The 21,130-nt window shown below is 60.6% G+C and carries 20 protein-coding genes; 12 read left to right on the plus strand and 8 right to left on the minus strand.

What is annotated here, in order from left to right:
- Nucleotides 1-17: 17 nt before the first annotated feature.
- The gene (locus P8K07_09005) at nucleotides 18-287 is read right to left on the minus strand and encodes a BolA family transcriptional regulator (protein ID MDG1958662.1); all 270 of its coding nucleotides are present in this window, start codon (nucleotides 285-287) and stop codon (nucleotides 18-20) included.
- A gap of 179 nt (nucleotides 288-466) precedes the next feature.
- Between P8K07_09005 and P8K07_09010 the strand changes: the two genes are divergently transcribed.
- The 5 genes from P8K07_09010 to secA are packed head-to-tail and all read left to right on the plus strand — an operon-like array spanning nucleotide 467 to nucleotide 5,873.
- On the plus strand, nucleotides 467-1,198 hold the full coding sequence (locus P8K07_09010) for a competence/damage-inducible protein A (protein MDG1958663.1): 732 nt from the start codon (nucleotides 467-469) through the stop codon (nucleotides 1,196-1,198).
- A gap of 50 nt (nucleotides 1,199-1,248) precedes the next feature.
- Nucleotides 1,249-1,707, plus strand: a complete 459-nt coding sequence (locus P8K07_09015; GenBank protein ID MDG1958664.1) for a hypothetical protein — start codon at nucleotides 1,249-1,251, stop codon at nucleotides 1,705-1,707.
- Entirely contained in the window at nucleotides 1,643-2,329 is a 687-nt protein-coding gene (yihA, locus tag P8K07_09020) for a ribosome biogenesis GTP-binding protein YihA/YsxC (protein ID MDG1958665.1), read from the plus strand. The genes P8K07_09015 and yihA overlap by 65 nt, the downstream gene beginning before the upstream one ends.
- Nucleotides 2,319-3,197: a glutamate racemase gene (gene murI / locus P8K07_09025; protein ID MDG1958666.1), complete on the plus strand. Its 879-nt coding sequence runs from the start codon at nucleotides 2,319-2,321 to the stop codon at nucleotides 3,195-3,197. The genes yihA and murI overlap by 11 nt, the downstream gene beginning before the upstream one ends.
- A gap of 12 nt (nucleotides 3,198-3,209) precedes the next feature.
- A complete protein-coding gene (gene secA / locus P8K07_09030) occupies nucleotides 3,210-5,873 on the plus strand; it encodes a preprotein translocase subunit SecA (GenBank protein MDG1958667.1) in 2,664 nt (887 codons plus the stop codon).
- Between the two features lie 114 nt (nucleotides 5,874-5,987).
- On the opposite strand, the gene P8K07_09035 is transcribed toward secA, so the two are convergent.
- Together P8K07_09035 and P8K07_09040 are read right to left on the minus strand one after the other, a co-directional pair.
- The gene (locus P8K07_09035; protein MDG1958668.1) at nucleotides 5,988-6,275 is read right to left on the minus strand and encodes an HU family DNA-binding protein; all 288 of its coding nucleotides are present in this window, start codon (nucleotides 6,273-6,275) and stop codon (nucleotides 5,988-5,990) included.
- Nucleotides 6,276-6,421: 146 nt separating this feature from the next.
- On the minus strand, nucleotides 6,422-7,132 hold the full coding sequence (locus P8K07_09040; GenBank protein MDG1958669.1) for a DUF1499 domain-containing protein: 711 nt from the start codon (nucleotides 7,130-7,132) through the stop codon (nucleotides 6,422-6,424).
- Nucleotides 7,133-7,178: 46 nt separating this feature from the next.
- On the opposite strand from P8K07_09040, the gene P8K07_09045 reads away from it, so the two are divergent.
- Entirely contained in the window at nucleotides 7,179-7,718 is a 540-nt protein-coding gene (locus P8K07_09045) for a PKD domain-containing protein (protein ID MDG1958670.1), read from the plus strand.
- Nucleotides 7,719-7,722: 4 nt separating this feature from the next.
- Here P8K07_09045 and P8K07_09050 read toward each other — a convergent pair whose 3' ends face one another.
- The 4 genes from P8K07_09050 to gatC all read right to left on the minus strand — a co-directional run bounded on the left by P8K07_09050 (nucleotide 7,723) and on the right by gatC (nucleotide 11,535).
- Nucleotides 7,723-8,172, minus strand: a complete 450-nt coding sequence (locus P8K07_09050; GenBank protein MDG1958671.1) for a hypothetical protein — start codon at nucleotides 8,170-8,172, stop codon at nucleotides 7,723-7,725.
- Nucleotides 8,173-8,245: 73 nt separating this feature from the next.
- Nucleotides 8,246-9,751, minus strand: a complete 1,506-nt coding sequence (gene gatB / locus P8K07_09055) for an Asp-tRNA(Asn)/Glu-tRNA(Gln) amidotransferase subunit GatB (protein MDG1958672.1) — start codon at nucleotides 9,749-9,751, stop codon at nucleotides 8,246-8,248.
- Complete coding sequence (gene gatA / locus P8K07_09060; GenBank protein ID MDG1958673.1) at nucleotides 9,751-11,232, minus strand: Asp-tRNA(Asn)/Glu-tRNA(Gln) amidotransferase subunit GatA; 1,482 nt, start codon at nucleotides 11,230-11,232, stop codon at nucleotides 9,751-9,753. The genes gatB and gatA overlap by 1 nt, the downstream gene beginning before the upstream one ends.
- A 15-nt stretch (nucleotides 11,233-11,247) precedes the next feature.
- Nucleotides 11,248-11,535, minus strand: a complete 288-nt coding sequence (gene gatC, locus P8K07_09065; GenBank protein ID MDG1958674.1) for an Asp-tRNA(Asn)/Glu-tRNA(Gln) amidotransferase subunit GatC — start codon at nucleotides 11,533-11,535, stop codon at nucleotides 11,248-11,250.
- Nucleotides 11,536-11,607: 72 nt separating this feature from the next.
- On the opposite strand from gatC, the gene P8K07_09070 reads away from it, so the two are divergent.
- From P8K07_09070 to P8K07_09095, 6 genes are read left to right on the plus strand one after another with little or no spacing between them, the layout of a single operon-like run.
- Entirely contained in the window at nucleotides 11,608-12,324 is a 717-nt protein-coding gene (locus P8K07_09070; protein ID MDG1958675.1) for a DUF2760 domain-containing protein, read from the plus strand.
- Complete coding sequence (locus tag P8K07_09075; protein ID MDG1958676.1) at nucleotides 12,321-14,141, plus strand: Hsp70 family protein; 1,821 nt, start codon at nucleotides 12,321-12,323, stop codon at nucleotides 14,139-14,141. Before P8K07_09070 ends, P8K07_09075 begins: the two co-directional genes overlap by 4 nt.
- Complete coding sequence (locus P8K07_09080) at nucleotides 14,134-16,872, plus strand: Hsp70 family protein (GenBank protein MDG1958677.1); 2,739 nt, start codon at nucleotides 14,134-14,136, stop codon at nucleotides 16,870-16,872. Before P8K07_09075 ends, P8K07_09080 begins: the two co-directional genes overlap by 8 nt.
- 39 nt (nucleotides 16,873-16,911) lie before the next feature.
- Nucleotides 16,912-17,289: a YraN family protein gene (locus P8K07_09085; GenBank protein MDG1958678.1), complete on the plus strand. Its 378-nt coding sequence runs from the start codon at nucleotides 16,912-16,914 to the stop codon at nucleotides 17,287-17,289.
- Nucleotides 17,290-17,334: 45 nt separating this feature from the next.
- Nucleotides 17,335-18,615 carry a serine--tRNA ligase gene (gene serS / locus P8K07_09090; protein MDG1958679.1) on the plus strand — a complete coding sequence of 427 codons (1,281 nt, stop codon included), beginning with the start codon at nucleotides 17,335-17,337 and terminating at the stop codon, nucleotides 18,613-18,615.
- Complete coding sequence (locus P8K07_09095) at nucleotides 18,615-20,501, plus strand: FAD-binding protein (protein MDG1958680.1); 1,887 nt, start codon at nucleotides 18,615-18,617, stop codon at nucleotides 20,499-20,501. Before serS ends, P8K07_09095 begins: the two co-directional genes overlap by 1 nt.
- On the opposite strand, the gene P8K07_09100 is transcribed toward P8K07_09095, so the two are convergent.
- Nucleotides 20,498-21,112, minus strand: a complete 615-nt coding sequence (locus P8K07_09100; GenBank protein MDG1958681.1) for a 2,3-bisphosphoglycerate-dependent phosphoglycerate mutase — start codon at nucleotides 21,110-21,112, stop codon at nucleotides 20,498-20,500. The genes P8K07_09095 and P8K07_09100 overlap by 4 nt on opposite strands.
- Nucleotides 21,113-21,130 lie beyond the last annotated feature (18 nt).

A 21,130-nucleotide genomic window follows, 5' to 3' on the forward strand; every position in this document is an offset into this window, starting at 1 on the left:
GCCCTCGTGCAAGCGGCTCACTGGGTCTCATCCGGGCTCAGGGCGCGGACCGCGAGAGCATGAATTTCAGCGGGCATCATCTCATCGACCGCATCATAAACCGCTCGATGTCGATCGAGTGTCGGCATTCCCGCAAAGCAGGGGGCCACCACCGTCACGTTGAAATGTCCACCGCCGCTGCGCGCACCGGCGTGTCCTGCGTGGCTGGCGCTATCATCTTCGACAAGAACTGAGGAAGCCGACAGCTTGGCACGGAGAAGGGATTCAATTCGTTCGACGCGATCCATTCAAGTACTTTCGGCATTCCTCCACCACTTGTGCAAGCGCAGCGCTTGCCGGGGCGAGGGTCTGGCGTGTATGCTTGGGCGTGCGGGTCAATCTCGAGACAAGCCTGGTCGAAGAGTCCGGCCGGTAGTCTCGGCGCTTGATTTCAATAAAATTGGAAAGGCACTGCGGCGGCCAGCTTATGTCGATACCCACAGCAGGGATTATTGTTATCGGAAACGAGATACTCTCGGGGAAAGTTCTGGATGCGAATTCAAACTTCCTCGCGGTGGAATTACGCAAGCTCGGAGTCGAATTGCGTCGGGTGCTGACGATCCCGGACGAGATCGACCTGATCGCGGCTACCGTTCGGGAGTTTCATCACGCCTATGACCACGTATTTACCTCGGGCGGAATCGGGCCCACCCATGACGATGTCACGATCGCGGGAGTGGCCGCTGCGTTCGATCGTCCGGTGATTCAAGATGAGAAGCTGGCGGCCTCGATCCGAGGGTACCTCGGCGATCGCGTCAACGAGCACCATTTGAAAATGGCCGAAGCACCCGAGGGCGCGGAGTTATTGGAAGACTCTCAGTTGGGATTCCCGACGGTCTCGATCGAAAATGTATATATCCTGCCCGGGGTCCCCGAGATTCTTCGCAAGAAATTTGCCGCGCTGGCAGATCGTTTTTCGAGCCAGCCCTATCACCTGCGAGTGATTTACAGCCGGCACCACGAAAGCCAGATAGCGGGTTTTTTGAATGATGTTACCGCGCGCTTGCCGGCGGTCGCGATCGGTAGCTACCCGAAGATGGATACGACGGATTACAGCGTGAAGCTGACCATTGAGTGCAAGGATGAATCCGTCGTCCAGCAGGCCTTCGACCTGCTGATCGAAATGCTGCCGGACGAAGCGATTTTTGCTACAGAGTAGCCAGAGGACAACTTTTCATTGTGGAGGTGGATGTGGACGGTAGACAGGGATTGAGATTGAAACGTTGGCTGGTCGTCGGAATTTGTGGGGCCTTTCTCTTCGGCTCGGTCGGGTCAGCGAAGGCAGAAGAGTCGTTCTGGCGCGAGGCGGGTCTTGGGGTTGGGGCCGGGTTTGCAACCGTTCTCTACGTTCCGGCGAAGGCCGTCTATGCGCTCCTTGGGGCTGCTACTGGCGGTATCGCTTACTGTGTGACCGGGGGCGACGTCGAGGTGGCGAATGAGATCTGGAATGCTTCGATCAACGGAACCTGGGTATTGACGCCTCCGATGCTGGACGGCGCAGAGAAGATACACTTCAATGCACCGCCGCGGCCGATGGCAAGCACGCTGCGTGAATATGACGCACCAGCGGCGGTGAGCGAACGAGAGACTGGAGATTCGGGTTATGGCACGCCGGCACCGCGATACGAGGACTCGAGCTCAGGCGCCGGCGGCTCGGGCTGGAACTGAGAAGCGGCCGCCGAAGCCCAAGCGGATTACCGGCGGAGCGTGGCGATTTGCGGGCGCGATCGGGGTCACCGGCGAGCCTCCGGATCTCGGCATGCCCGAGGTCGCCTTCGCAGGCCGTTCGAATGTGGGCAAATCCTCTCTGATCAACTGTTTCACGCGTCACGGTGGATTGGCCCGGACGAGCAAGACGCCCGGTCGGACACAAGAAGTAAATTTCTTCGTCGGTCCCAGTCCGATCTCTCTGGCGGACCTTCCGGGCTACGGTTTTGCTCGCGCCCCAGCCAATATTCGCGCGCAATGGCGTCCAATGGTGGAGCGCTATATTTCTGGTCGCGAGACTCTTCGGGCGATCGTGGTTGTGGTCGACAGCAGGCGCGGGATCACGCCTGGGGATCGAGTCATGATCGATTTTGCACATGCTCACGACAAGGAGATTCTGATTGTTGCGAGCAAGGTCGACAAGCTGAAAAGAGAGGCGCGACGAAAATCCCTCGATGGTATCCGCCAGGAAGTACCCGAGGTATTTGCCTTCTCGGCCCTATCCAAGGAGGGTATTCTCGAGATCCGTCGACGCCTTGAGAGTTACGGGCGCGTGCCGGGGTTGAAGTCCGATGAGTCCTGAGAAGCCAAAGAAGCCGGGTGCCAGAGGCCGAGCCGGAGACGATCGCCCGATCGGAGTTTTCGATTCCGGGGTCGGTGGACTGACGGTCCTCTCCTCGATCGCCGAACTGCTCCCCAAGGAGAATCTGATGTACCTCGGGGATACTGCACGAGTTCCCTATGGCACGAAGTCGGCAGAGACCATCAACGCTTATGCACTGGAAACAGCGGAGTTCTTTGCCGCGCGCGGGGTCAAGGCGATGGTGATCGCCTGCAATACGGCATCGGCAATGGCCCTGCCCATGCTTCGCGAGAGGTTCTCAATGCCGATTCTTGGCGTGGTCGAACCCGGGGCGGCCGCGGCGGCAAAGCAGACGGTGAACGGGCGTGTCGGCGTGATCGGGACGGAGGCGACAATGGCGAGCGGGGCCTACCCCCAAGCGCTTCTGTCCGTAAATCCCGAGATCGAGATATTTACCCGTGCTTGCCCTCTTTTTGTGCCTCTGGCCGAGGAGGGTTGGGTGGACAACGACGTCGCGCGAAGGGTGGTGGCTCGATATCTATCCAGTTTGAAAGCCAGCGGGGTCGACACATTGGTTCTCGGCTGCACCCATTACCCGCTTCTGGGGGAAGCCATCGGGCGCTATTTGGGAGAAAACGTAGATATTATCGACTCTGCAGCCGCAACGGCACGGGCCCTCCGCACGGCACTTCGACGGGACGGGTTGCTGAAACCGCGAGGACGCGGTGAGGCGAGCTTCTTTGTGACGGACGTACCCGACCGATTTATGCGTCTGGGCACTCGTTTCTACGGTGAGAGCGTGTCGTCTGCCGTACGCGTGGTTTTGCGGGGTGCCGAGGGTTTTGCAGGGAACAACGTCGCCGGTTAGGCTCGATGCAAGATGCTGGGTGGATTCGTAAGGAAGGTATTCGGGACCAGAAACGACCGTGAGCTGAAGAAGCTCCTGCCGCTGGTTGAAGAGGTCAATGAGCTGGAGGAGAGCCTGAAGGCTCTTTCCGACGACGAGTTGCGGGGGCAGACCGACGTTCTCAAGGAGCGTCTGGCCGACGGCGAAACCACCGATGATATTTTGGTCCCCGCCTTTGCCGTCGCCCGGGAGGCTGCCTGGCGTGCCGTGGGTATGCGCCCCTTCGATGTGCAATTGCTTGGAGGGATGATTCTTCACACGGGACGGATCTCGGAGATGAAGACCGGCGAAGGCAAGACTCTGGTGGCCACATTGCCAGCGTATTTGAACGCGCTGACGGGCAAGGGCGTCCACGTCGTGACCGTGAACGATTATCTGGCACGTCGGGACGCCGAGTGGATGGGGCGTATCTACAAATTCCTTGGTCTGTCTGTGGGAGTTGTCCTGCACGGAATCACCGAGGAGGAACGAATTGCCGCCTATCAGGCGGATATCACGTACGGCCAGAACAACGAGTTCGGGTTCGACTATCTGCGCGATAATATGAAATTCGACCTGAAGGACTATGTTCAGCGGGACCTCCATTTTGCGATTGTTGATGAGGTGGATTCGATTCTGGTGGATGAAGCGCGAACTCCCCTGATCATATCGGGGCCCGCAGACGACTCGACCGGTAGATACCAGGAGATCAACCAGATCATCCCTCGCCTTGAAGCAGGACGGAAGGTGGAGAAGGGCGAACCCGAGGAGGGCGATTACTCCGTCGACGAAAAACATAAATCGGCAATGTTGACCGAGCAGGGGGTCGAGAAATGCGAGGAGCTTCTCTCGATCGACAACCTCTATGATGCCGGCAACATCGATACCCTGCACCATGTGAACCAGGGACTCCGAGCGCATGCGCTTTTCCAGAAAGACGTCGATTATGTGATTAACGACGGTGAGATCGTGATTGTCGACGAGTTCACCGGACGCATGATGCCGGGACGCCGTTGGTCGGACGGGCTGCATCAGGCCGTTGAGGCCAAGGAAGGCGTTACGGTTGCGCGAGAGAACCAGACGCTCGCTACGATCACCTTCCAGAACTACTTCCGCATGTATGAAAAGCTGTCCGGCATGACCGGAACCGCCGATACGGAATCGGTGGAATTCAAGAAGATCTACAATCTGGATGTGGTTGTGGCGCCGACCCATCGCCCGATGGTTCGGGACGATCGACCCGACGTCGTCTATCAGACGGAACGAGAGAAATTTGACGCGGTCGCCGACGAGGTCGAGGCTTGCCGGGAACGCGGCCAGCCGGTTCTGGTCGGTACGATCTCGATCGAGAAGTCTGAACTGCTTTCGCGTCATCTCAAAAAGCGCGGGGTTCGGCATCACGTCCTGAACGCGAAGAATCATGGCGGTGAAGCAGGCGTTGTGACTCAGGCGGGCCGACTCGGAGCTGTCACAATTTCCACAAATATGGCCGGCCGCGGCACGGATATCGTGCTCGGAGGCAATCCCGAGGCTTTGGCGCAGGTCGAGGTTGGCACCAACGATCCCCGCGACGAGGCCTTCATCGCGGCGAGGGACCGCTATGCAGTGGATTGTGAGTCCGAACGTGAGCAAGTGATGGAGGCCGGCGGCCTGCATATCATCGGCACGGAACGGCATGAATCGAGACGAATCGATAACCAGCTCCGTGGGCGTTCCGGTCGGCAGGGTGATCCCGGCTCTTCGCGGTTTTTCTTGTGTCTCGAGGATGATTTGATGCGTATTTTCGGTGCCGAACGCATTCAGGGCGTGATGAGCAAGCTCGGCATCGAGGATGGCGAGCCGATCGAGCATCGTATGATCACCAAGGCCGTCGCAAATGCACAGGCGAAGGTCGAGGGGCATAACTTCGACATCCGCAAACATTTGATCGAATACGATGACGTCATGAACAAGCAGCGGGAGGTCGTTTACCACCGTCGCCGTGAGGCACTGGGCGGGGAGACGACCCGAGAGGGTATCGACGAGATGGTCGACGACCTGGCTGGCGGTGTCGTTGCCGAATTTGTCGACGCCGATCTCCAGCCGGACGCCTGGGATTGGGGCGAGATCGAGCGGGGGATGGTGGAACGTTACGGGACGTCGTTCGATTTCGACGCGCCAGAGCGAGAAGGCTTGATCCTCGAGGATTTCCCCGAAAAGCTGGCCGACAAGGCGCGCGAATATTACACGGCCCGTGAGACCGAGTACGGTCCGGAGGTCGTTCGGCACCTTGAGAAGGTCATCATGTTGCAGACGATCGATCAGCAGTGGAAGGATCATCTGCTCTCGATGGACCGGCTAAAGGAGGGCGTGGGGCTCCGTGGATATGCCCAGCAGAACCCTCTGCAGGCCTACCAGAAGGAAGGCTTTGCTCTCTTTGGCGAGATGATCGAGCGGATCGAAACAGAATCCATTCGCAAGCTCTTTACGGTCCAGCTGATGCGAGACGAAGACGTGGAGCGACTGGAAGAGGAGCGCAGACCGGCGCCCATGACCCTGAGTCACGGAGCGGTGAGCGACCTCCCGAAGGAGCCGGCAAGCGCCGCCGAAAAGGTCGGGCGCAACGATCCATGTCCATGCGGCAGCGGTAAAAAGTACAAGCGATGCCACGGTAAATAGAGAGGGTTCACGCCTTTTCCCCTCTCGAAAGAAAAGAAAAAGCCCTGATAAATCAGGGCTTTTTCCAATCCGTCTACCAAGGGCGCCTCGAGGCGCCTCGGGTGAGCAAGAATTTTACTTCTTTTTGACGCCAAGAACCCCATCTTTGAATGCCTTGGCAACTGTGAAGCCGACCTTCTTGCGGGCCGGAATCTTGATCGCTTCACCCGTCTGCGGATTCCGCCCCATGCGGGCCTTCATCTTGCGCAGACGCAAGATACCCAAACCGGGAATCTTGACCGGATCGCCCTTCTTGACTGCCTTCGCAGCCGTCGTGACCAGCGTCGTCAATACCTGATCTGCCTGCTTCTTTGTGATGTCCGCAGACTCGGCGAGTACCGTCAGCAATTCCGTCTTTGTCATTCTTGCATCTCCTTCAAAACCAGTTGAAATTATGTGCTGTCTTCAGCGTGCCCCTGAGTACGCGAATGGCTGGGGCGTGTCAAGGAATCGGAGAGCATCCGATTAAAAAAGTCCCTGTGCCGCAAGGGGTTCCACCGCTAATGCTCTCAGCGAATCTGATCGGAAAGTTTATTTTGGAACGATCGGATACGTGCGGCGTTCGCCCCCAGATCGCTTTTCCCGTCGCGGGACTTCGAGCGGATATCCACGATGCTTCCCGAATCGCTCGGGCGGACGCGCACCACGATGTCGTCCTGGAATCCGAAAATGAGTGTCGAAGCAGTCGCCTCGATGGTGCCATTTTCTGGATTGACGAGGACGACGGTCCACTGCGGTTCAGCCTCGGCGATTGCCGCGGCCGCTGCAAACGTTTCTGAAGATTGGGTTGAAAATGTTTGCGGTGCGAGGTCGCCGCAGCATTCCGTTTGCTGCGCCGCGTACTCTTTCGGATATTCCATATCGCGTCCAAGGTTTGCGGGGAGCGTGCGGGCGTGGGCAAAGCTAGGAGGCTCCTGAAGATCGGTGGTGAAGTCGTTGATCGGAGGCCCATCCCCCGAGGATGTCAGAACAGCAAGGATGAACGCGAGTCCGGCAGCCACAGTCGCGAGACCGGGTGCGCCCAGGGGGTGTCCGCGCAGGCGTCGGACGAAGAAAGCCCCCGAAACCAGCGCAGCGCCGATGCCACCGAGAGCAAAAAGATAGAAAGCGGTTAGAGCGGCGCCGAGGCGCAGCCAACCCACGAGGATCCCGGCGAAAAGCAGTAAGGCAAAGAAGGAGCCGATGCGATCGAGCCATTGAGAACGTTTTTGCGTGACCATGGTTCCTACTTGACTGTGGACCGTCACAACTGCAACACCTGCGGGCATGTTTTCCCGTTTATTGATCTCGCTTGCTGTTTTTTTTCTCATTGCTGGGGGACTCGGGGCCGCCGAGACAGGTCAACCGGGGCCGACGCCCGGTAATCCCGAGGATCGCGTGGGCGCGTTGACGGTTTTTGCGGATGGCGATGAGACGATGGGGGCGATTCCTCTGGGGGTGCAATTGGACGTCGAGGTTCTGCCCGGCACCGGGGTACCACCCTATCGCTACCATTGGGACTTTGGTGACGGCACGACATTCAGCGATCAGCAAAACCCTTCGCACGTCTACCGGGTACCGGGGAGCTTTCGCGCGAGTGTGATCGTGATTGACGGTCGAGAGGAGGTCGATCAGGACTACGTGGATGTGACCGTTTACGAAGTCGTGGGCGAAGGGGATGTGACGGCCCGAGAGTTGCAAGCGTGGGTGTCATCTCAAGGCAAGACAGGTGGCGTGGCGCCCTTCGTTGTCCGGCCGAGTCCGGGGGCCGATTCGGGGGCATCGCAGGGCGCAACGATCCCGGAGAGGTCGGCCTCGGGGAAGTAGGGATTCAGTAAAGAATTGGCCCGTCAACCATCGCGCCCGCTGGTGAAGCGCAATATTGCTGAGCGTTCAGGCTTTGGCGGTCGAGGCCGATCGCGAGGGCCATCTGGCGGAAGTTCGCACATCCGGGTAACCCGTCCCCCTTGTTTTCGATCGTCCGCAGCTTGGACTCGAAACGCGCCTGCGCTCTACCCAGACAGGACTCCAGTTTATGGGGTTTCCCTTTGGCGACATTTCGAACGCCCTTGCTGTGGCATTTTTCGAAACTGGTCGAGAGCCGTGCCAATTCCTTGGATGCCGACGCCAGGTTTCTCTGGACACTTGACCCTTCGGGAACAAAGGCTCGATCTCCGGGAAGTGTGAAAATATCCGGCAATCGATCCGCGGCGAGGCTATCGCCGGTCGAGACGAGGCCAAGCAGGAAAAGAACGGTCAGAACTGTAGGAATCTTCTTCATTTTGGGGGTGTCTTGCTTTAGGTGACTCGCGGTACGATTGGAGCAGAAATATCTCTGTCGGGAAAGGGTGTTTTTACTCGGGAGCGGCCAGTTGGGCCCGTAGGGCCTCGTTGACAGCTTTCGGGTTCGCTTTGCCCTGCGTCTCTTTCATGACAAGGCCGACAAAGAATCCGATAAGTTTATCCTTGCCACCGCGATATTCCTCGACTTTATCGGGATGAGCCGCGATCACGCTGGTAACGACCGCTGCGATCGCGCCCGGGTCTGTCACTTGCCGGAGGCCCTGTTCCTCGATGATCTGATCGGCGTCCTTGCCGGATTCCAGCATCTGCTCGAAAACGTTTTTTGCGATCTTCCCGCTGATGGTCTGGTCGTCGATTCGCATCACCAAATTACCGAGTGTAGTGGCCGCCACCGGCCACTCTTCAATCACGAGAGCATCGTCGAGGCGGCGGTCTCTGACAATCCGCTGGACATCGCCCATGACCCAGTTGGCGATCGATTTGGGATTGTCATGGGCGGCGACAGCGGCTTCGTAATAATCCCCGAGGTCGCGACGGCTGGTGAGGATCGCCGCATCATATGCGGACAGGCTGTAGTCTCGAACAAAGCGATCCCGGCGTTGGGCCGGGAGCTCGGGGAGGTCCGCGCGAATGGCTTCGATCCATTCGGGCTCGACGCGCAATGGCGGAAGGTCGGGTTCCGGAAAGTAGCGATAATCATGAGCGTCTTCCTTGGATCGCATCGACTCGGTGCGCTCGCGGTCTGCATCCCAGAGACGCGTCTGCTGGACGACGGAGCCGCCGTCCTCGACCAGATCAATCTGACGCAGGATCTCCCAGTCGACGGCTCGCTCGATATTCCGGAAAGAATTCATGTTCTTGATCTCGGTGCGCGTACCCAGTTGCTCGGTCCCGCGCTTGCGGATCGAGACATTTGCGTCACAGCGCATACTTCCCTCTTCCATATTTCCATCGCAGGAGCCGATATGCTGGAGGAGGACGCGAAGCGTCCTCATATACTCGGCGGCCTCTTTGGGGGATCGGATATCGGGCTCGCTGACGATCTCCATCAAAGGTACACCCGCCCGATTCAAGTCGACGCGCGAATAAGCTTCCTGAGGATCATGAATGCTCTTGCCCGCATCCTCTTCCATATGAATGCGCGTGAGGCGCACGCGAGTTGTTCCACCCTCGAGCGGGACGTCGAGATGACCGCCAACGGCGAGTGGTTCCTCGTACATGCTGACTTGATAGCCCTTGGGCAGGTCCGGGTAGAAATAGTTCTTGCGCGACCAGATTGCGGTCTCAGGCAAGGAGCATCCGGTCGCGAGAGCGGTGCGCACCGACAACTCGACGGCGCGTCGGTTGAGCACGGGTAGAACGCCAGGCATGCCCAGACAGACCGGACAGGTATGGGCATTCGGCTCGGCCCCGAACGAGGTGGAACATCCGCAGAAGAGTTTGGAGACGGTCAGAAGCTGTGCGTGAACCTCAAGGCCGATCACGGGCTCCCAGTCCCCATAGCGCTGACTCGAGGGATCCCCCGGAGCGGTATCCATTTGCTTGTCTCCGTTCATCAGTTTTTGCCCCCGGTCAGATCTGCCATTTCCTGATGCCAGGCGGTGTCTTGCTGGTAGGCATCGCCGATCTTCAAGGCAGTCGCCTCGCCGAACGAGGGGGCGAGGATCTGCAGACCTATCGGAAGTCTTTTGGTGTCGAATCCGCACGGTACGACCAGCCCCGGGATTCCAGCGAGATTGGCGGAGTTGGTGAAAACGTCCGAGAGATACATGGACAAGGGGTCGGAGGCCTTTTCTCCGAGCCGGAACGCTGTCTGGGGCGCGGTCGGGGTGACGATGGCATCGCAGTGGGCATAGGCCTTCTCGAAGTCTTCCCGGATCAAGGTGCGCGCCTGCAGAGCCTTGCGGTAGTAGGCATCATAGTAGCCCGCCGAGAGCGCATAGGTGCCCAGAATGATACGGCGTTTGACCTCTGGCCCGAATCCCTCCACTCGGCTTTCCCGGTACATCTCGAGCAGGTTGGTGGCCTTGGCGGTCCGATGCCCATAGCGCACGCCGTCGTAGCGTCCGAGATTCGAGGAGGCTTCTGCTGTCGCAATCAGATAGTAGGTCGCGACTGCGTATGGCGTATGAGGAAGGTCGACCTCGACCAATTCAGCGCCGCGCCCTCGCAGGACCTCCAACGCTTCGCGTACGGCTCGCTCGACATCCTCGGAGATCCCTCCCTCGAAATATTGCCGGGGCAAGCCGAGTTTCAGACCCTTCAGATCGCCGCTGAGTTCCGCGCGGTAGTCGGGTACGGCAACCTCTGCAGAGGTCGAGTCCTTTGGGTCATGACCCGCGATGACGCCCAGCACCATCGCCAAATCTTCAGCTGTTTTCGCGAACGGTCCAACCTGGTCGAGGGAAGACGCGTAAGCGATCACGCCGTACCGGGAGACTCGACCGTAGGTCGGTTTGAGTCCGCTGACCCCGGTAAAGGCTGCCGGCAGTCGAATCGAGCCTCCGGTGTCGGTACCCAGAGACGCGAGGGCTTCGCCGGCTGCGACGGCAACCGCGGACCCGCCTGAGGATCCTCCGGGCACGCGATCGAGATCCCAGGGGTTTCGACAAGCGCCGTAAGCGGAGTTTTCATTGGAAGACCCCATGGCGAATTCGTCCATATTCGCCTTGCCCATGAGGATAGCGCCGGCCGCCGCCAGTCGTTCAGTGGAATCGGCATCGTAGGGCGGCACAAAATTCTCCAGGATTCGTGAGGCGCAGGTGGTCCGAATTCCTTTGGTCGCGAAGATATCCTTCAGAACGATCGGGATTCCGAGCAGGGGCTTGGAGATGCCCGCCGAAAGCTCCTCGTCGGCTCGGGCGGCGTCTTCGAGCGCGCGTTCCCCGGTAACGGCGAGCAGCGCGTGCAGCCGGCCTTCGACAAGGCTGATCCGGTCGAGCAGGGCGCGTGTCAGCTCTGTGGCTGTGATTTCTCGCGCGTCGAGGCTCCGACGAGCCTCGGCAACAGAAAACGTTCTGGGGTCGAGTAAATTCATCGCAGGGAATCCGATCTAGTCGAGAATCTTGGGAACACGAAGGAAGGTTTCGTCCGGGTCTGGTGCGCCGGCGACCATCTCGCGGGCTCGTTCCGGGTTGGTCACGGCATCTTCCCGCAGGACCGGGCGCTCGTTCCCGGACCCCAGAGTGGGCAGAACACCGTCGGTGTCGAGTTCCTGGAGCTTTTCGACGTATGCCAGGATCGACTCCAACTCCCCTCGCAACGAATGCTTTTCTTCCTCGCGCAGGCCAAGCCTGGCAAGGCGTGCCATGTTTTCCACATCCTCGATAGTCACCGCCATGAGGTGTCTTTACATGGCGGTTGGGGAAGCGGCAATTTGCACGAGGGAGCCCCGACCGCGAAACTAGGTTTCATGGGAATGCAGGCAGGTGGGCAGCGTCGTTTTTTTTGGAGCTTTGCAGGGTTGGTGGTCTCCTGGGCCGGAGTTTTCTGGGCGCTCGCGGCGCTTGGTTCCATCAACGCGGCCGCCTGGGTGGCTTACCAGGAGGCGTGGACGGCCGGTGACCCGCAGATCATTCTGAGGGCGACCGGCGAGTCGCCCGGCCTCCCCGCTTTTGTGGCGCTCTTTCTTGGTCCTGTGGTCGCCCTTCTGGCCGGGCGGATGAGCGGTTCGGGTGTCCCGGTGAAGGTGGAGACGGAAGCACGCCCTCCCGAACCGCCGGAGGCGCCGGTCGGCCCGGATCCGGATGCTGTGGCGCTTCGTCTGCTGGCTACTCTGCAGGAAGAGGCTCGCCTTCTGGATTTTGTGTCGGAAGATGTGGCCGGCTACAGTGACGAGGAGGTCGGGGCCGCGGCAAGGGGCGTGCACGCAGGTCTCGTGAGAGCGCTGCGAGATCGGGTTCGCCTTGCACCCCTGCGTGAGGAGGAGGAGGGCGCTCCGGTGGTTCTGGAGGAGGGTTTCTCGCCGGTCTCCATCCGGCTGCAGGGGAGCCCGACGGGCCAGGCTCCGTGGCAGGGCGTTCTTGTGCATCCTGGCTGGATCGCAACCTTTGTGGAGCTCCCGCGAGCCACCGAAGGAAGTGACCCTCGGATTTTGGCGCCTGCGGAAATCGATGTGAATCAAGGATGAGTGCAAGTCCCGACGGAAGCCGATACGTCGTTGGCATCGACCTCGGTACCACCAATTCCGGAGTTGCCTGGATCGACCTAGAGAATATTTCGGTCGGTGTCGAGATGTTGGCGATCCCGCAAGTGGTTGCGGCCGGGTCGGTCGAGGCCCTCACTTCGCTTCCTTCCTGTCTCTATCTTCCCCGGCGTGATGAGCAGGAAATTGGTTCGCTGCAATCACCGTGGGGCCCGACACCTCCAGGCGTCGCCGGTACCTTCGCTCTGCGGCGATCGGGGGCAAATCCGGATCAGGTGATTCATTCGGCGAAGTCCTGGCTTTGCCATCAGGCCGGTTTTGCCGGTGAACCTCTGCTCCCCGAAGGCGTTGGCGAGGAGTTCGTGCGAATTTCGGCGCTGGAGGCGAGTACGGCGTACCTGCGGCATTTGCGGGAGGCATGGGATTGGCAGATGGCCGGCAAGGATGCGGGCCTTCGTCTGGAACATCAAGATGTCGTGCTGACGGTGCCGGCTTCGTTTGATGCAGCCGCGCGAGAGCAGACAATCGCGGCTGCTCGCGACGCGGGCATCCAGAATCCGCAATTGCTCGAAGAGCCTCAGGCAGCGGTGTATCACTGGGCAGGACTGGATGGAGCCCGATTACGGGAGAATCTGGTTCTGGGCGACTCCGTGCTCGTATGTGACGTAGGGGGCGGGACGACCGACTTCAGCTTGCTCGTTGTTGACGAGCAGGATGGCGAACTTCATCTTGAGCGGGTCGCGGTGGGCGACCATCTTCTGCTGGGCGGGGATAATATGGATCTCGCGCTCGCGTTTGATGTGCGTCAGAAATTGGCGAAGGAAGGTACCCGTCTGGACCCGCAACAGTTCCGCTCACTGGTGGCATCGTGTCGCGAGGGGAAAGAAAGTCTTCTCGCGGAGGGCGGACCCGACGAGTTCCCGCTCACCGTGCTCGCTCGGTCTCGGAAGCTTTTGGGTGGGACGATTCGCGCCACGCTGCTTCGAGCCGATATGGAGCGATTGTTGCTGGGCGGGTTTTTTGCGGAGGTCCCGGCGAATCATGAGTCGAGCCCTCAGGATCAGGAGGGGCTCCAGGAAATAGGGCTTCCTTTTGCTCGGGACCCCTCGATCACGGCTCATCTGGCGACCTTCCTCCGAAATCATGGTCATCAGCTCGAAGGCGCCAGCGGCCCAACCTGCCTGCTTCTGAATGGCGGGGTGCTCGCGGCACCCCCGATCGTCGGCAGGTTGGAGTCGGTTTTGGGCAAATGGGCGGCGGAAAAGGGTGGGACTCCGCCGCGGCTTCTGCAAGGCGCAAATTTGGCGGAAGGTGTCGCACGTGGCGCTGCGGTCTTCGGGGCGGCGCGTCGCGGGGAGGGTCTGCGAATCCGCAGCGGCGCTGCGCGCTCGTATTATATCGGCATGGCGAGTTCCATGCCGGCGGTGCCGGGGCAGGCTCCGGCGCAGAGAAGTATCTGCGTGGTTCCCTTCGGACTCGAGGAGGGAAGTTCGGTCGTGATCCCCGGGATGCAATTGGGACTTTTGCTTGGCGCCCATGCGGAGTTCCGGCTCTATGCCTCCTCGACTCGCAATGACGACTGCGCCGGAACGCTGCTCGATGAGTTTGAAACCGAGGAACTCGACGAGCTGGCGCCGTTGGGCGTTGAGCTATCCGGGGTGGCCGGCGCTCGCGTGCAGGTCCACATGGAATCGCATTTGACGGAAATCGGTACGCTCGAAATTTTCTTCGTCGCGGAGGGGGACGGTCGCTGGCAACTGACCTTCGGGGTAAGGGCCGAAGGGGGAGCTGAGCATGGCTGATTTTGTTGTCGGAATTGATTTGGGTACGACCAATTCATCTCTGGCCTTCGCTGATTCGAGTGGTGACTCGCGGCCGCAATCGTTTCAGATTCCGCAATTGGTCAGCGAAGGGGAAGTTGCGGGTCGTGCGACACTGCCGTCCGCCCTCTACCTCGCCGGCGAGCACGATGTCGCGGCGGAAGCGATTGTGCTGCCTTGGGCGAGTCCGCAGGAGGAGGTGGTGGGCACTCTGGCGACAGCCTTGGGAACGCGTCAGGCAGGGCGTCTGGTGACCTCGGCCAAGTCCTGGTTGTGTCACGGCGGGGTCGACCGCGAGTCGGCCATTCTTCCGTGGGGTGCCGATGCAGAGGTCCGCAAGCGGTCTCCCGTGGAGGTTTCTTCTCGATTTCTCGCCCATATGAAGGCGGGCTGGGATGCCCGGCATCCCGATTCCCCTCTCTCCCGGCAAGATGTGGTTTTGGCGGTTCCGGCATCGTTTGACGAAGTCGCTCGCGAACTCACCGTGCAGGCCGCTTCGCTCGCCGGGTTGGAAAGAGTCCGCCTTCTCGAGGAACCTCAGGCAGCTCTCTATGCGTGGACCGCCACCCACGAGAACTGGCGAAGCCTTCTCGAAGGTATTTCCCTGATCCTTGTGGTGGATGTCGGCGGCGGAACGACCGATTTCTCGTTGGTGGCAGTGCGCACCACCGCCACGGGACGCGGGCTCGAACGCACCTTCGTCGGAAACCATTTGCTTGTGGGGGGCGACAATATGGATCTGGCGTTGGCGCACGCAATCGTCGGCGATCGACGTTCCGGGCTGGACGCGCCTCGCTGGCAGCAGCTCACCTTGCAGACACGACTCGCCAAGGAGCGAATCCTCGATGCCAACGATCCCGCCGATTCCGTCGAGATTGCGGTTGCCGGGGGTGGGCGGCGTCTGCTCGGGAATACCTTGAGAGGCAGTCTGGCCGGTTCCCTCGCCGAGAAGACCCTTCTCGAGGGTTTTTTTCCGCTGGTGGAGGCGGATGCTCGACCGCTGGAAACCGAGGCAGGCCTGCAGGAGTTTGGCCTTCCGTTTGCGGCAGATCCGGCGATCTCGCGTCATCTGGCGGCCTTTCTGGGTCGCGCCTCTGCTGCTCTCGGGACCGGAGTGGTCCCCGATGCCGTTCTTTTTAATGGTGGGGCCCTCAAGCCTGAGCCGATCCGGAAACGCCTTTGCGAGCAGCTCCTTCGTTGGACAGGGCGATCCCCAGTCGAGCTGGCCGATGCCGATCATGACCTTGCGGTCGCTCGAGGGGCCGTCGCGTACGGAAAAGCTCTGCGAGGAAGCGGGAACCGGATCTCCGGGGGCTCGGCGCGTTCGTACTTTCTGGGGGTTGCCGGTCGCGAGCCGCCCACGATGGTCTGCCTGGCCAGCCGGGGAATGCAGGAGGGCGAAGAGGTTGAACTGAGCGAGCCACTCCTCGAGCTCGCCACCAACCAGCATGTGCAATTTCCGCTCTTCGTGTCGACCACAAGGATGGGCGATACACCCGGAGCGCTGTACCCGCGGGATAGCGACAGCGTTACCGCTCTGCCGCCGCTGGGCAGTCGTCTGCAGTTCGGCAAGTCTCTGGAATCTCGTCCTGTTCCAGTGAGTTTGCGAGCACTTCTCACAGAAACGGGGACCCTGGAAGTCTGGTGCGAATCGAGGGAAACCACGCATCGCTGGAAATTGTCCTTCGATCTCCGTACCCAAGCCACGTCGGAGACATGGGCGCCCGAAGGGGGAGAGGAATCCTCTGGTGCCGAAACGGTGTTCGCGCCCGAGGCGCTCGCGAAAGCAGAGACGGTCCTTGCCCAAGCCTTTGTCGGGGATGCGGATCCGGTCCGGGTGATGGCAAGGCTGGAGGACGTTCTGGGTCTGTCGCGCAGTGGCTGGCCGATGCCCGCATTGCGCCATTTATGGGATGTTCTCCTCGCGCATGAATCCTTCCGTCGGCGTTCGCCGGAGCACGAATCACGGTGGTTGAACCTTTGTGGCTACCTGCTTCGCCCAGGCTATGGAGAACTTGGAGACGATCTCCGTTCGGAGAAGGTCTGGCGGCTCTTCAACGAGGGACTCTACTTCCCGAAATCGAGTCAATGCGGTGCCGAATGGTGGGTTCTCTGGAAGCGGGTCGCCGGGGGGTTGAGTCGGCCGCAGCAAACAGCGCTTTTGCAGGAGTTACGCCCCGTCTTGTTGCCCGGGAATCGTCGGCGCAAGAACCGGAAGCGCTCCGCAGCCCAGCAATTCCGTGAAATGTGGCAGGTTGCCGGCTCGCTCGAGCGAGTCGGTGTCGGGCCCAAGGGCGAAGTTTTCGATGGCCTCCTCGGCAAGACGGCCGATTTGCAATCGCTCTCGGACGCAGAGGTCTGGGCGCTGGGTCGGATGGGGGCTCGCGAACTCGTTTATGGTCCAGCGGATACTGTTCTTCCGCCCGCACGGGTGGCCGAAGTCTTGCGGGCGTTCCTGAACTGCCCCGGAGATCTTTCTCCGTCGCAGGCCTTGGCCGTCGCCCAGATGGCACGTCGTTCGGGTGACCGCGCAAGAGACCTCGAGGAGGATTTACGCGAGGCATGTGCGCAACGCCTTTCCGGGAACGAAAACACCCGCGAACTCGCGGCGATCGTTCGGACGGTTCAGCCTGCGAGTCCCGAACTCCGAGCCCGCATCGTCGCCGACAGTCTTCCCACCGGCCTTCGCATCGTCCTCGATGACAATCCGTAGGTGATTGGATGGTCCGAGCCGAACCATCAAGCTCAATCGATGGCCAACCGGGGGGGAAATCAGCGTCAACGATACGGACGAGATGGAGAGTCCGCAGCGGCAGCCTATCTGGAAACGCTTGGCTACGATCTTCTCGAGCGGAACGTCCAATGCGGTCGATGGGAGCTGGACCTCATCGCGCGGACCGGATCAACTCTGGTTTTTGTCGAGGTTCGTTCTCGGTCGACGTCTCGATATGGGTGTCCTTCCGAGACGGTAGGCACTCGCAAGCAGGCGCATATCGTCAACGCGGCCTCCTTATGGCTGCGGGGCCGGCGTCTGGCGGGCCCGGTTCGATTCGATGTGATCGCGGTCAACTGGGAGGCAGGCCGGCCTTTTTGTCGGCATTTTCCGGACGCATTTCGCAGTACCTTCTAGCCCGAGTTTGCGGGGAGCGACTTTCGATTCTACGACAATAGACTGATGCTCGATATTCGAAAGATTCGTGAGACCCCGGACCTCTGCCGGGAGGGTTTGGCCAAGGTGCAGGCCGATCCGTCCCTGATCGACCAGGTACTGGAACTGGATACCCGACGCCGCGAGGCACTCCATGGTCTGGAGTCCCGTCGCGCCGAGCGCACCAAGCGCTCCAAGGAGATCGGCAAGCTTCCCCCTGAGGAGCGCAAGGCTGCCGGAGCCTCGGTCAGCTCACTGGCCGCAGAGATCGCCGATCTTGAAAAAGTGGTCGACGAAGCCACTACGGCCTTCAGGAATTTGATGCTGGAGATCCCGAACTTGCCGCACCCGGCGGTTCCCGAGGGTGCCCACGACGCCGACAACGTCGTGCTCCGCACCGAGGGAACGCCGGTGTCTTTTTCGTTTACAGCCAAGCCTCATTGGGAAATTGGCCCGGCGCTCGGGGCGATTGATTTCGAGCGAGGCGTGAAGATCTCGGGATCTCGCTTCTACGTGCTGACCGGGCCCGGCGCGCGCCTGCAGAGAGCCCTGATCAGTTTCATGCTGGACGTCCATACGCGGGAACACGACTATGTCGAGATTTACCCGCCGGCGATGGTCAAGGAGCATTGCCTCGTCGGGACAGGCAATCTGCCGAAGTTTGCAGAGCATCTCTATCGGGATATCGAGGGTGAGCATTGGTGGGTGCCGACGGCTGAAGTCCCGGTGACGAACCTGTACCGCGATGAAGTTCTTCCCGAGGCTGATCTGCCGGTCCGGCACGTCGCGTATTCACCATGCTTTCGCCGCGAGAAAATGTCGGCAGGTCGCGACGTGCGCGGGATAAAACGAGGCCACCAATTCGACAAGGTCGAGATGGTGAAGTTTGTGCATCCCGAGCATTCCGACGCGGAGCTGGAGAGTCTTCTGGGCGATGCCGAGGACATCTGCAAGCGCCTGGGCCTGACCTATCGTGTCATTCAGATGTGCACGGGGGACCTCAGCTTCGTCGCAGCGATCAAGTTCGATATCGATGTATGGGCACCGGGCAGTGAGGAGTGGCTTGAGGTCAGCTCTTGCGCGAATTTCGGAGATTTCCAGGCCCGCCGTGCCAACCTTCGTTTCCGGCCAGAGGCTGGGGGCAAGCCGGACTTCCTGCATACCCTGAACGGTTCCGGTCTGGCGCTGCCAAGAATCATGATCGCGATTCTCGAGACCTACCAGCAAGAGGACGGGAGTGTCGTCGTGCCGGAGGTCCTGCGTCCCTATCTGGGCGGTGAGAGTCTCCTGACGGTGAAGGGCGAATAATGGACACTACCGTGGGCCCCCGTATTCTGGTGCTCGTGAAGCAGGTTCCCGAGGTCACCGAGCAAAGCCTCGATCCCGAGACCGGACGTTTGCGGCGCGAGGGCGTGGACCTTCTGATGAACCCTTTCGATCGACGCGCCGCACTGGAGGCCTGTCGTTTGCGCGAGGATGCCGGCGGCGGTTGGGTTTGTGCTGTGACCATGGGGCCACCGCAGGCCGAGTCGATCCTGCGCGAATGTCTGGCTCTTGGCTTCGACGAGGCGTTTCACCTTTGCGACCCCGGTTTTGGGGGCGCGGATACTCTCGCCACGGCGCGGGCTCTGGCAGACTTGATCGAGCCTATGCGACCGGACCTCATTCTCGCCGGGCGCTACAGTATTGACGCCGAAACGGGACAGGTGCCTTCCGAAGTAGCGGCCTTTATCGGTGCGGCGCATTTGCCCGGGGCACGACGACTCGAACTCAAGCCGGATCCCGAACAAACCCGGGGCTTTATCGCTGTCGCGGAATGCGAAGGCGATGATGGTGCGGTGACGGGTGAAGCACTGTGTCCGGTTGTCGTGACTTGCACGGATCGCTGGAAGACACGCATGCCCCGAAGATTGCCCGACGAGGATCGGGAGAAGAATGCCCCGGTCGATCGCCGCGGTGTCAGTGACCTGGCGGGTCCGGCCGAGGTTTATGGGAGCGCCGGGTCTCCGACATGGGTGGAAGATGTTCGCATGGTCCCGCTGGCGAGGGCGCAACGAACAAGAAATGCCGAGGGTGACCCGGAAGGTGCGGCGGAAGATATTCTGGATCTGGTGCGGGAGAAGTTGTCGCATGCCGAGTCGCGCGCAGGCGTTCCCAAGGTCGCCCATCTGTCCCTGCCGGTCGGGCCCGGTGGAATTGTCGTCGTTGGGGAATTGGACCCGGAAGGACAGATCCGGCCCGTGACCTTCGAGCTGCTCGCCGCGGCTGATCGGCTGGCCAGTCACCTCAAGGCCTCGGTCGCCGTTTTTCTTTTGGGCCCGGCGTGGGGACGGCAGCCTGACTGGCGCGATGGCACTGCCTGGAGCGAAGAGATCCGTGCCGAGCTCGGTCACTTCGGCGCCGACTACTGGATTCGACCGGAAGAGAGTTCCGGGACCGCACTTGGTGCCATCGGGGTGCTCGAGAGTGCGATCGAGGAAATCCAGCCGGCAATCGCACTGGGGCCCGCGACCTCCCTGGGGCGCGATCAATTGCCTCATTTGGCCGCACGTCTGGGCCTCGGATTGACCGGCGACGCGATTGGCGTCGAGATGGACCCGAGCCATGGCTTGCTCGCCCTCAAGCCGGCCTTCGGGGGGCAATTGGTCGCACCGATCGCCTCCCGGACTTTACCGGCATTCGCGACCCTGCGGGCAGGGGTTCTCGACAGGAGCGAACCCGACCGAAATCGCGCTCCGGCAGAGATCCTCGAGTTCGGGGACGAAGAGACGCTGATGGAGCCCCATTGGCACGATTTCGTTCGCGAAACAGAGTTGGGTGGGGTCGATCTGGATCAGGCTTCGCTGGTGATTTGCGCGGGCTTCGGTCTCGGTGGGGACGAACATATGGCCAAGGTCACCAGGCTCGCAGAGAAGCTCGGGGGGGTCGTTTGCGGGACGCGGCGAGTCTGTGATCTGGGTTGGTTGCCGCGTCAGGCTCAGGTGGGATTGTCCGGGCGCTATATTGGTCCCCACGTTTACCTCGGGCTCGGGGTTCGGGGTTCCTTCAATCATACGGTCGGGATCCGGCGGGCTGGAACGGTCATCGGAGTCAATAATAACCCGAAGGCGGAAATCTTTGCGGCCTCGGACCTTGGGGTACTCGGCGACGCCCCGGCGATGCTCGAAGCGTTGCTGGCGGTAGCTCGCGGCTAGTCCAGAATCGCTTTTTCGCGAACCTCGCCAGCTTCCGTCATTTGGTAAACCAGCGGAATTCCGGTGCCGATATTTACCTCGAGGATCTCCTCGGGTGTCAGCCCCTCCAATTCCATCACAATCGCTCGCAGGCTATTTCCATGAGCCGCGACAAGCACATCCTCGCCCTTGCGAATCGCCCCGAGTACGGTTTCTCGAAACCAGGGCAGGGTTCGGGCGGCGGTGTCCTTGAGGCTCTCTCCGTTTGGTGGGGGAATATCGAAGCTGCGACGCCAGATATGGACCTGCTCGTCGCCGTATTTTTTGGCCGTCTCACCTTTGTCGAGTCCCTGCAGGTCGCCGTAATGCCTCTCGTTGAGCGCCTCGTGTCTGATGACGCTCATGTCGGGCGTCCCCATTTCCTCGAGAGCCAGAGCGAGCGTGATTTGAGCTCGTTGGAGGTTCGATGTGAAGCACTGGTCGAAGCTGATTTTCTCGGCCAGCATCCGCGCACCGGCGCGTTGCGCTTCGGTGCGACCGAGTTCGGTAAGAGGCACGTCCTCCCACCCGGTGAAGCGGTTGTCGAGGTTCCATTGGGACTGACCGTGGCGAAGAAGAACTAAACAGGGCAATTTAATGGGCCTTTCGGG

The organism is Candidatus Binatia bacterium (assembly GCA_029248525.1).
In the GTDB taxonomy this organism is placed as follows: domain Bacteria; phylum Desulfobacterota; class Binatia; order UBA12015; family UBA12015; genus UBA12015.

What these genes read in the sequence shown, in the direction of transcription:
- P8K07_09005 (MDG1958662.1), bottom strand. Translation starts at nt 287, where the DNA reads ATGGATCGCGTCGAACGAATTGAATCCCTTCTCCGTGCCAAGCTGTCG.
- P8K07_09010 (MDG1958663.1), top strand. Translation starts at nt 467, where the DNA reads ATGTCGATACCCACAGCAGGGATTATTGTTATCGGAAACGAGATACTC.
- yihA (MDG1958665.1), top strand. Translation starts at nt 1,643, where the DNA reads ATGGCACGCCGGCACCGCGATACGAGGACTCGAGCTCAGGCGCCGGCG.
- murI (MDG1958666.1), top strand. Translation starts at nt 2,319, where the DNA reads ATGAGTCCTGAGAAGCCAAAGAAGCCGGGTGCCAGAGGCCGAGCCGGA.
- secA (MDG1958667.1), top strand. Translation starts at nt 3,210, where the DNA reads ATGCTGGGTGGATTCGTAAGGAAGGTATTCGGGACCAGAAACGACCGT.
- P8K07_09035 (MDG1958668.1), bottom strand. Translation starts at nt 6,275, where the DNA reads ATGACAAAGACGGAATTGCTGACGGTACTCGCCGAGTCTGCGGACATC.
- P8K07_09040 (MDG1958669.1), bottom strand. Translation starts at nt 7,132, where the DNA reads ATGGTCACGCAAAAACGTTCTCAATGGCTCGATCGCATCGGCTCCTTC.
- P8K07_09045 (MDG1958670.1), top strand. Translation starts at nt 7,179, where the DNA reads ATGTTTTCCCGTTTATTGATCTCGCTTGCTGTTTTTTTTCTCATTGCT.
- P8K07_09050 (MDG1958671.1), bottom strand. Translation starts at nt 8,172, where the DNA reads ATGAAGAAGATTCCTACAGTTCTGACCGTTCTTTTCCTGCTTGGCCTC.
- gatB (MDG1958672.1), bottom strand. Translation starts at nt 9,751, where the DNA reads ATGAACGGAGACAAGCAAATGGATACCGCTCCGGGGGATCCCTCGAGT.
- gatA (MDG1958673.1), bottom strand. Translation starts at nt 11,232, where the DNA reads ATGAATTTACTCGACCCCAGAACGTTTTCTGTTGCCGAGGCTCGTCGG.
- gatC (MDG1958674.1), bottom strand. Translation starts at nt 11,535, where the DNA reads ATGGCGGTGACTATCGAGGATGTGGAAAACATGGCACGCCTTGCCAGG.
- P8K07_09070 (MDG1958675.1), top strand. Translation starts at nt 11,608, where the DNA reads ATGGGAATGCAGGCAGGTGGGCAGCGTCGTTTTTTTTGGAGCTTTGCA.
- P8K07_09075 (MDG1958676.1), top strand. Translation starts at nt 12,321, where the DNA reads ATGAGTGCAAGTCCCGACGGAAGCCGATACGTCGTTGGCATCGACCTC.
- P8K07_09080 (MDG1958677.1), top strand. Translation starts at nt 14,134, where the DNA reads ATGGCTGATTTTGTTGTCGGAATTGATTTGGGTACGACCAATTCATCT.
- P8K07_09085 (MDG1958678.1), top strand. Translation starts at nt 16,912, where the DNA reads ATGGCCAACCGGGGGGGAAATCAGCGTCAACGATACGGACGAGATGGA.
- serS (MDG1958679.1), top strand. Translation starts at nt 17,335, where the DNA reads ATGCTCGATATTCGAAAGATTCGTGAGACCCCGGACCTCTGCCGGGAG.
- P8K07_09095 (MDG1958680.1), top strand. Translation starts at nt 18,615, where the DNA reads ATGGACACTACCGTGGGCCCCCGTATTCTGGTGCTCGTGAAGCAGGTT.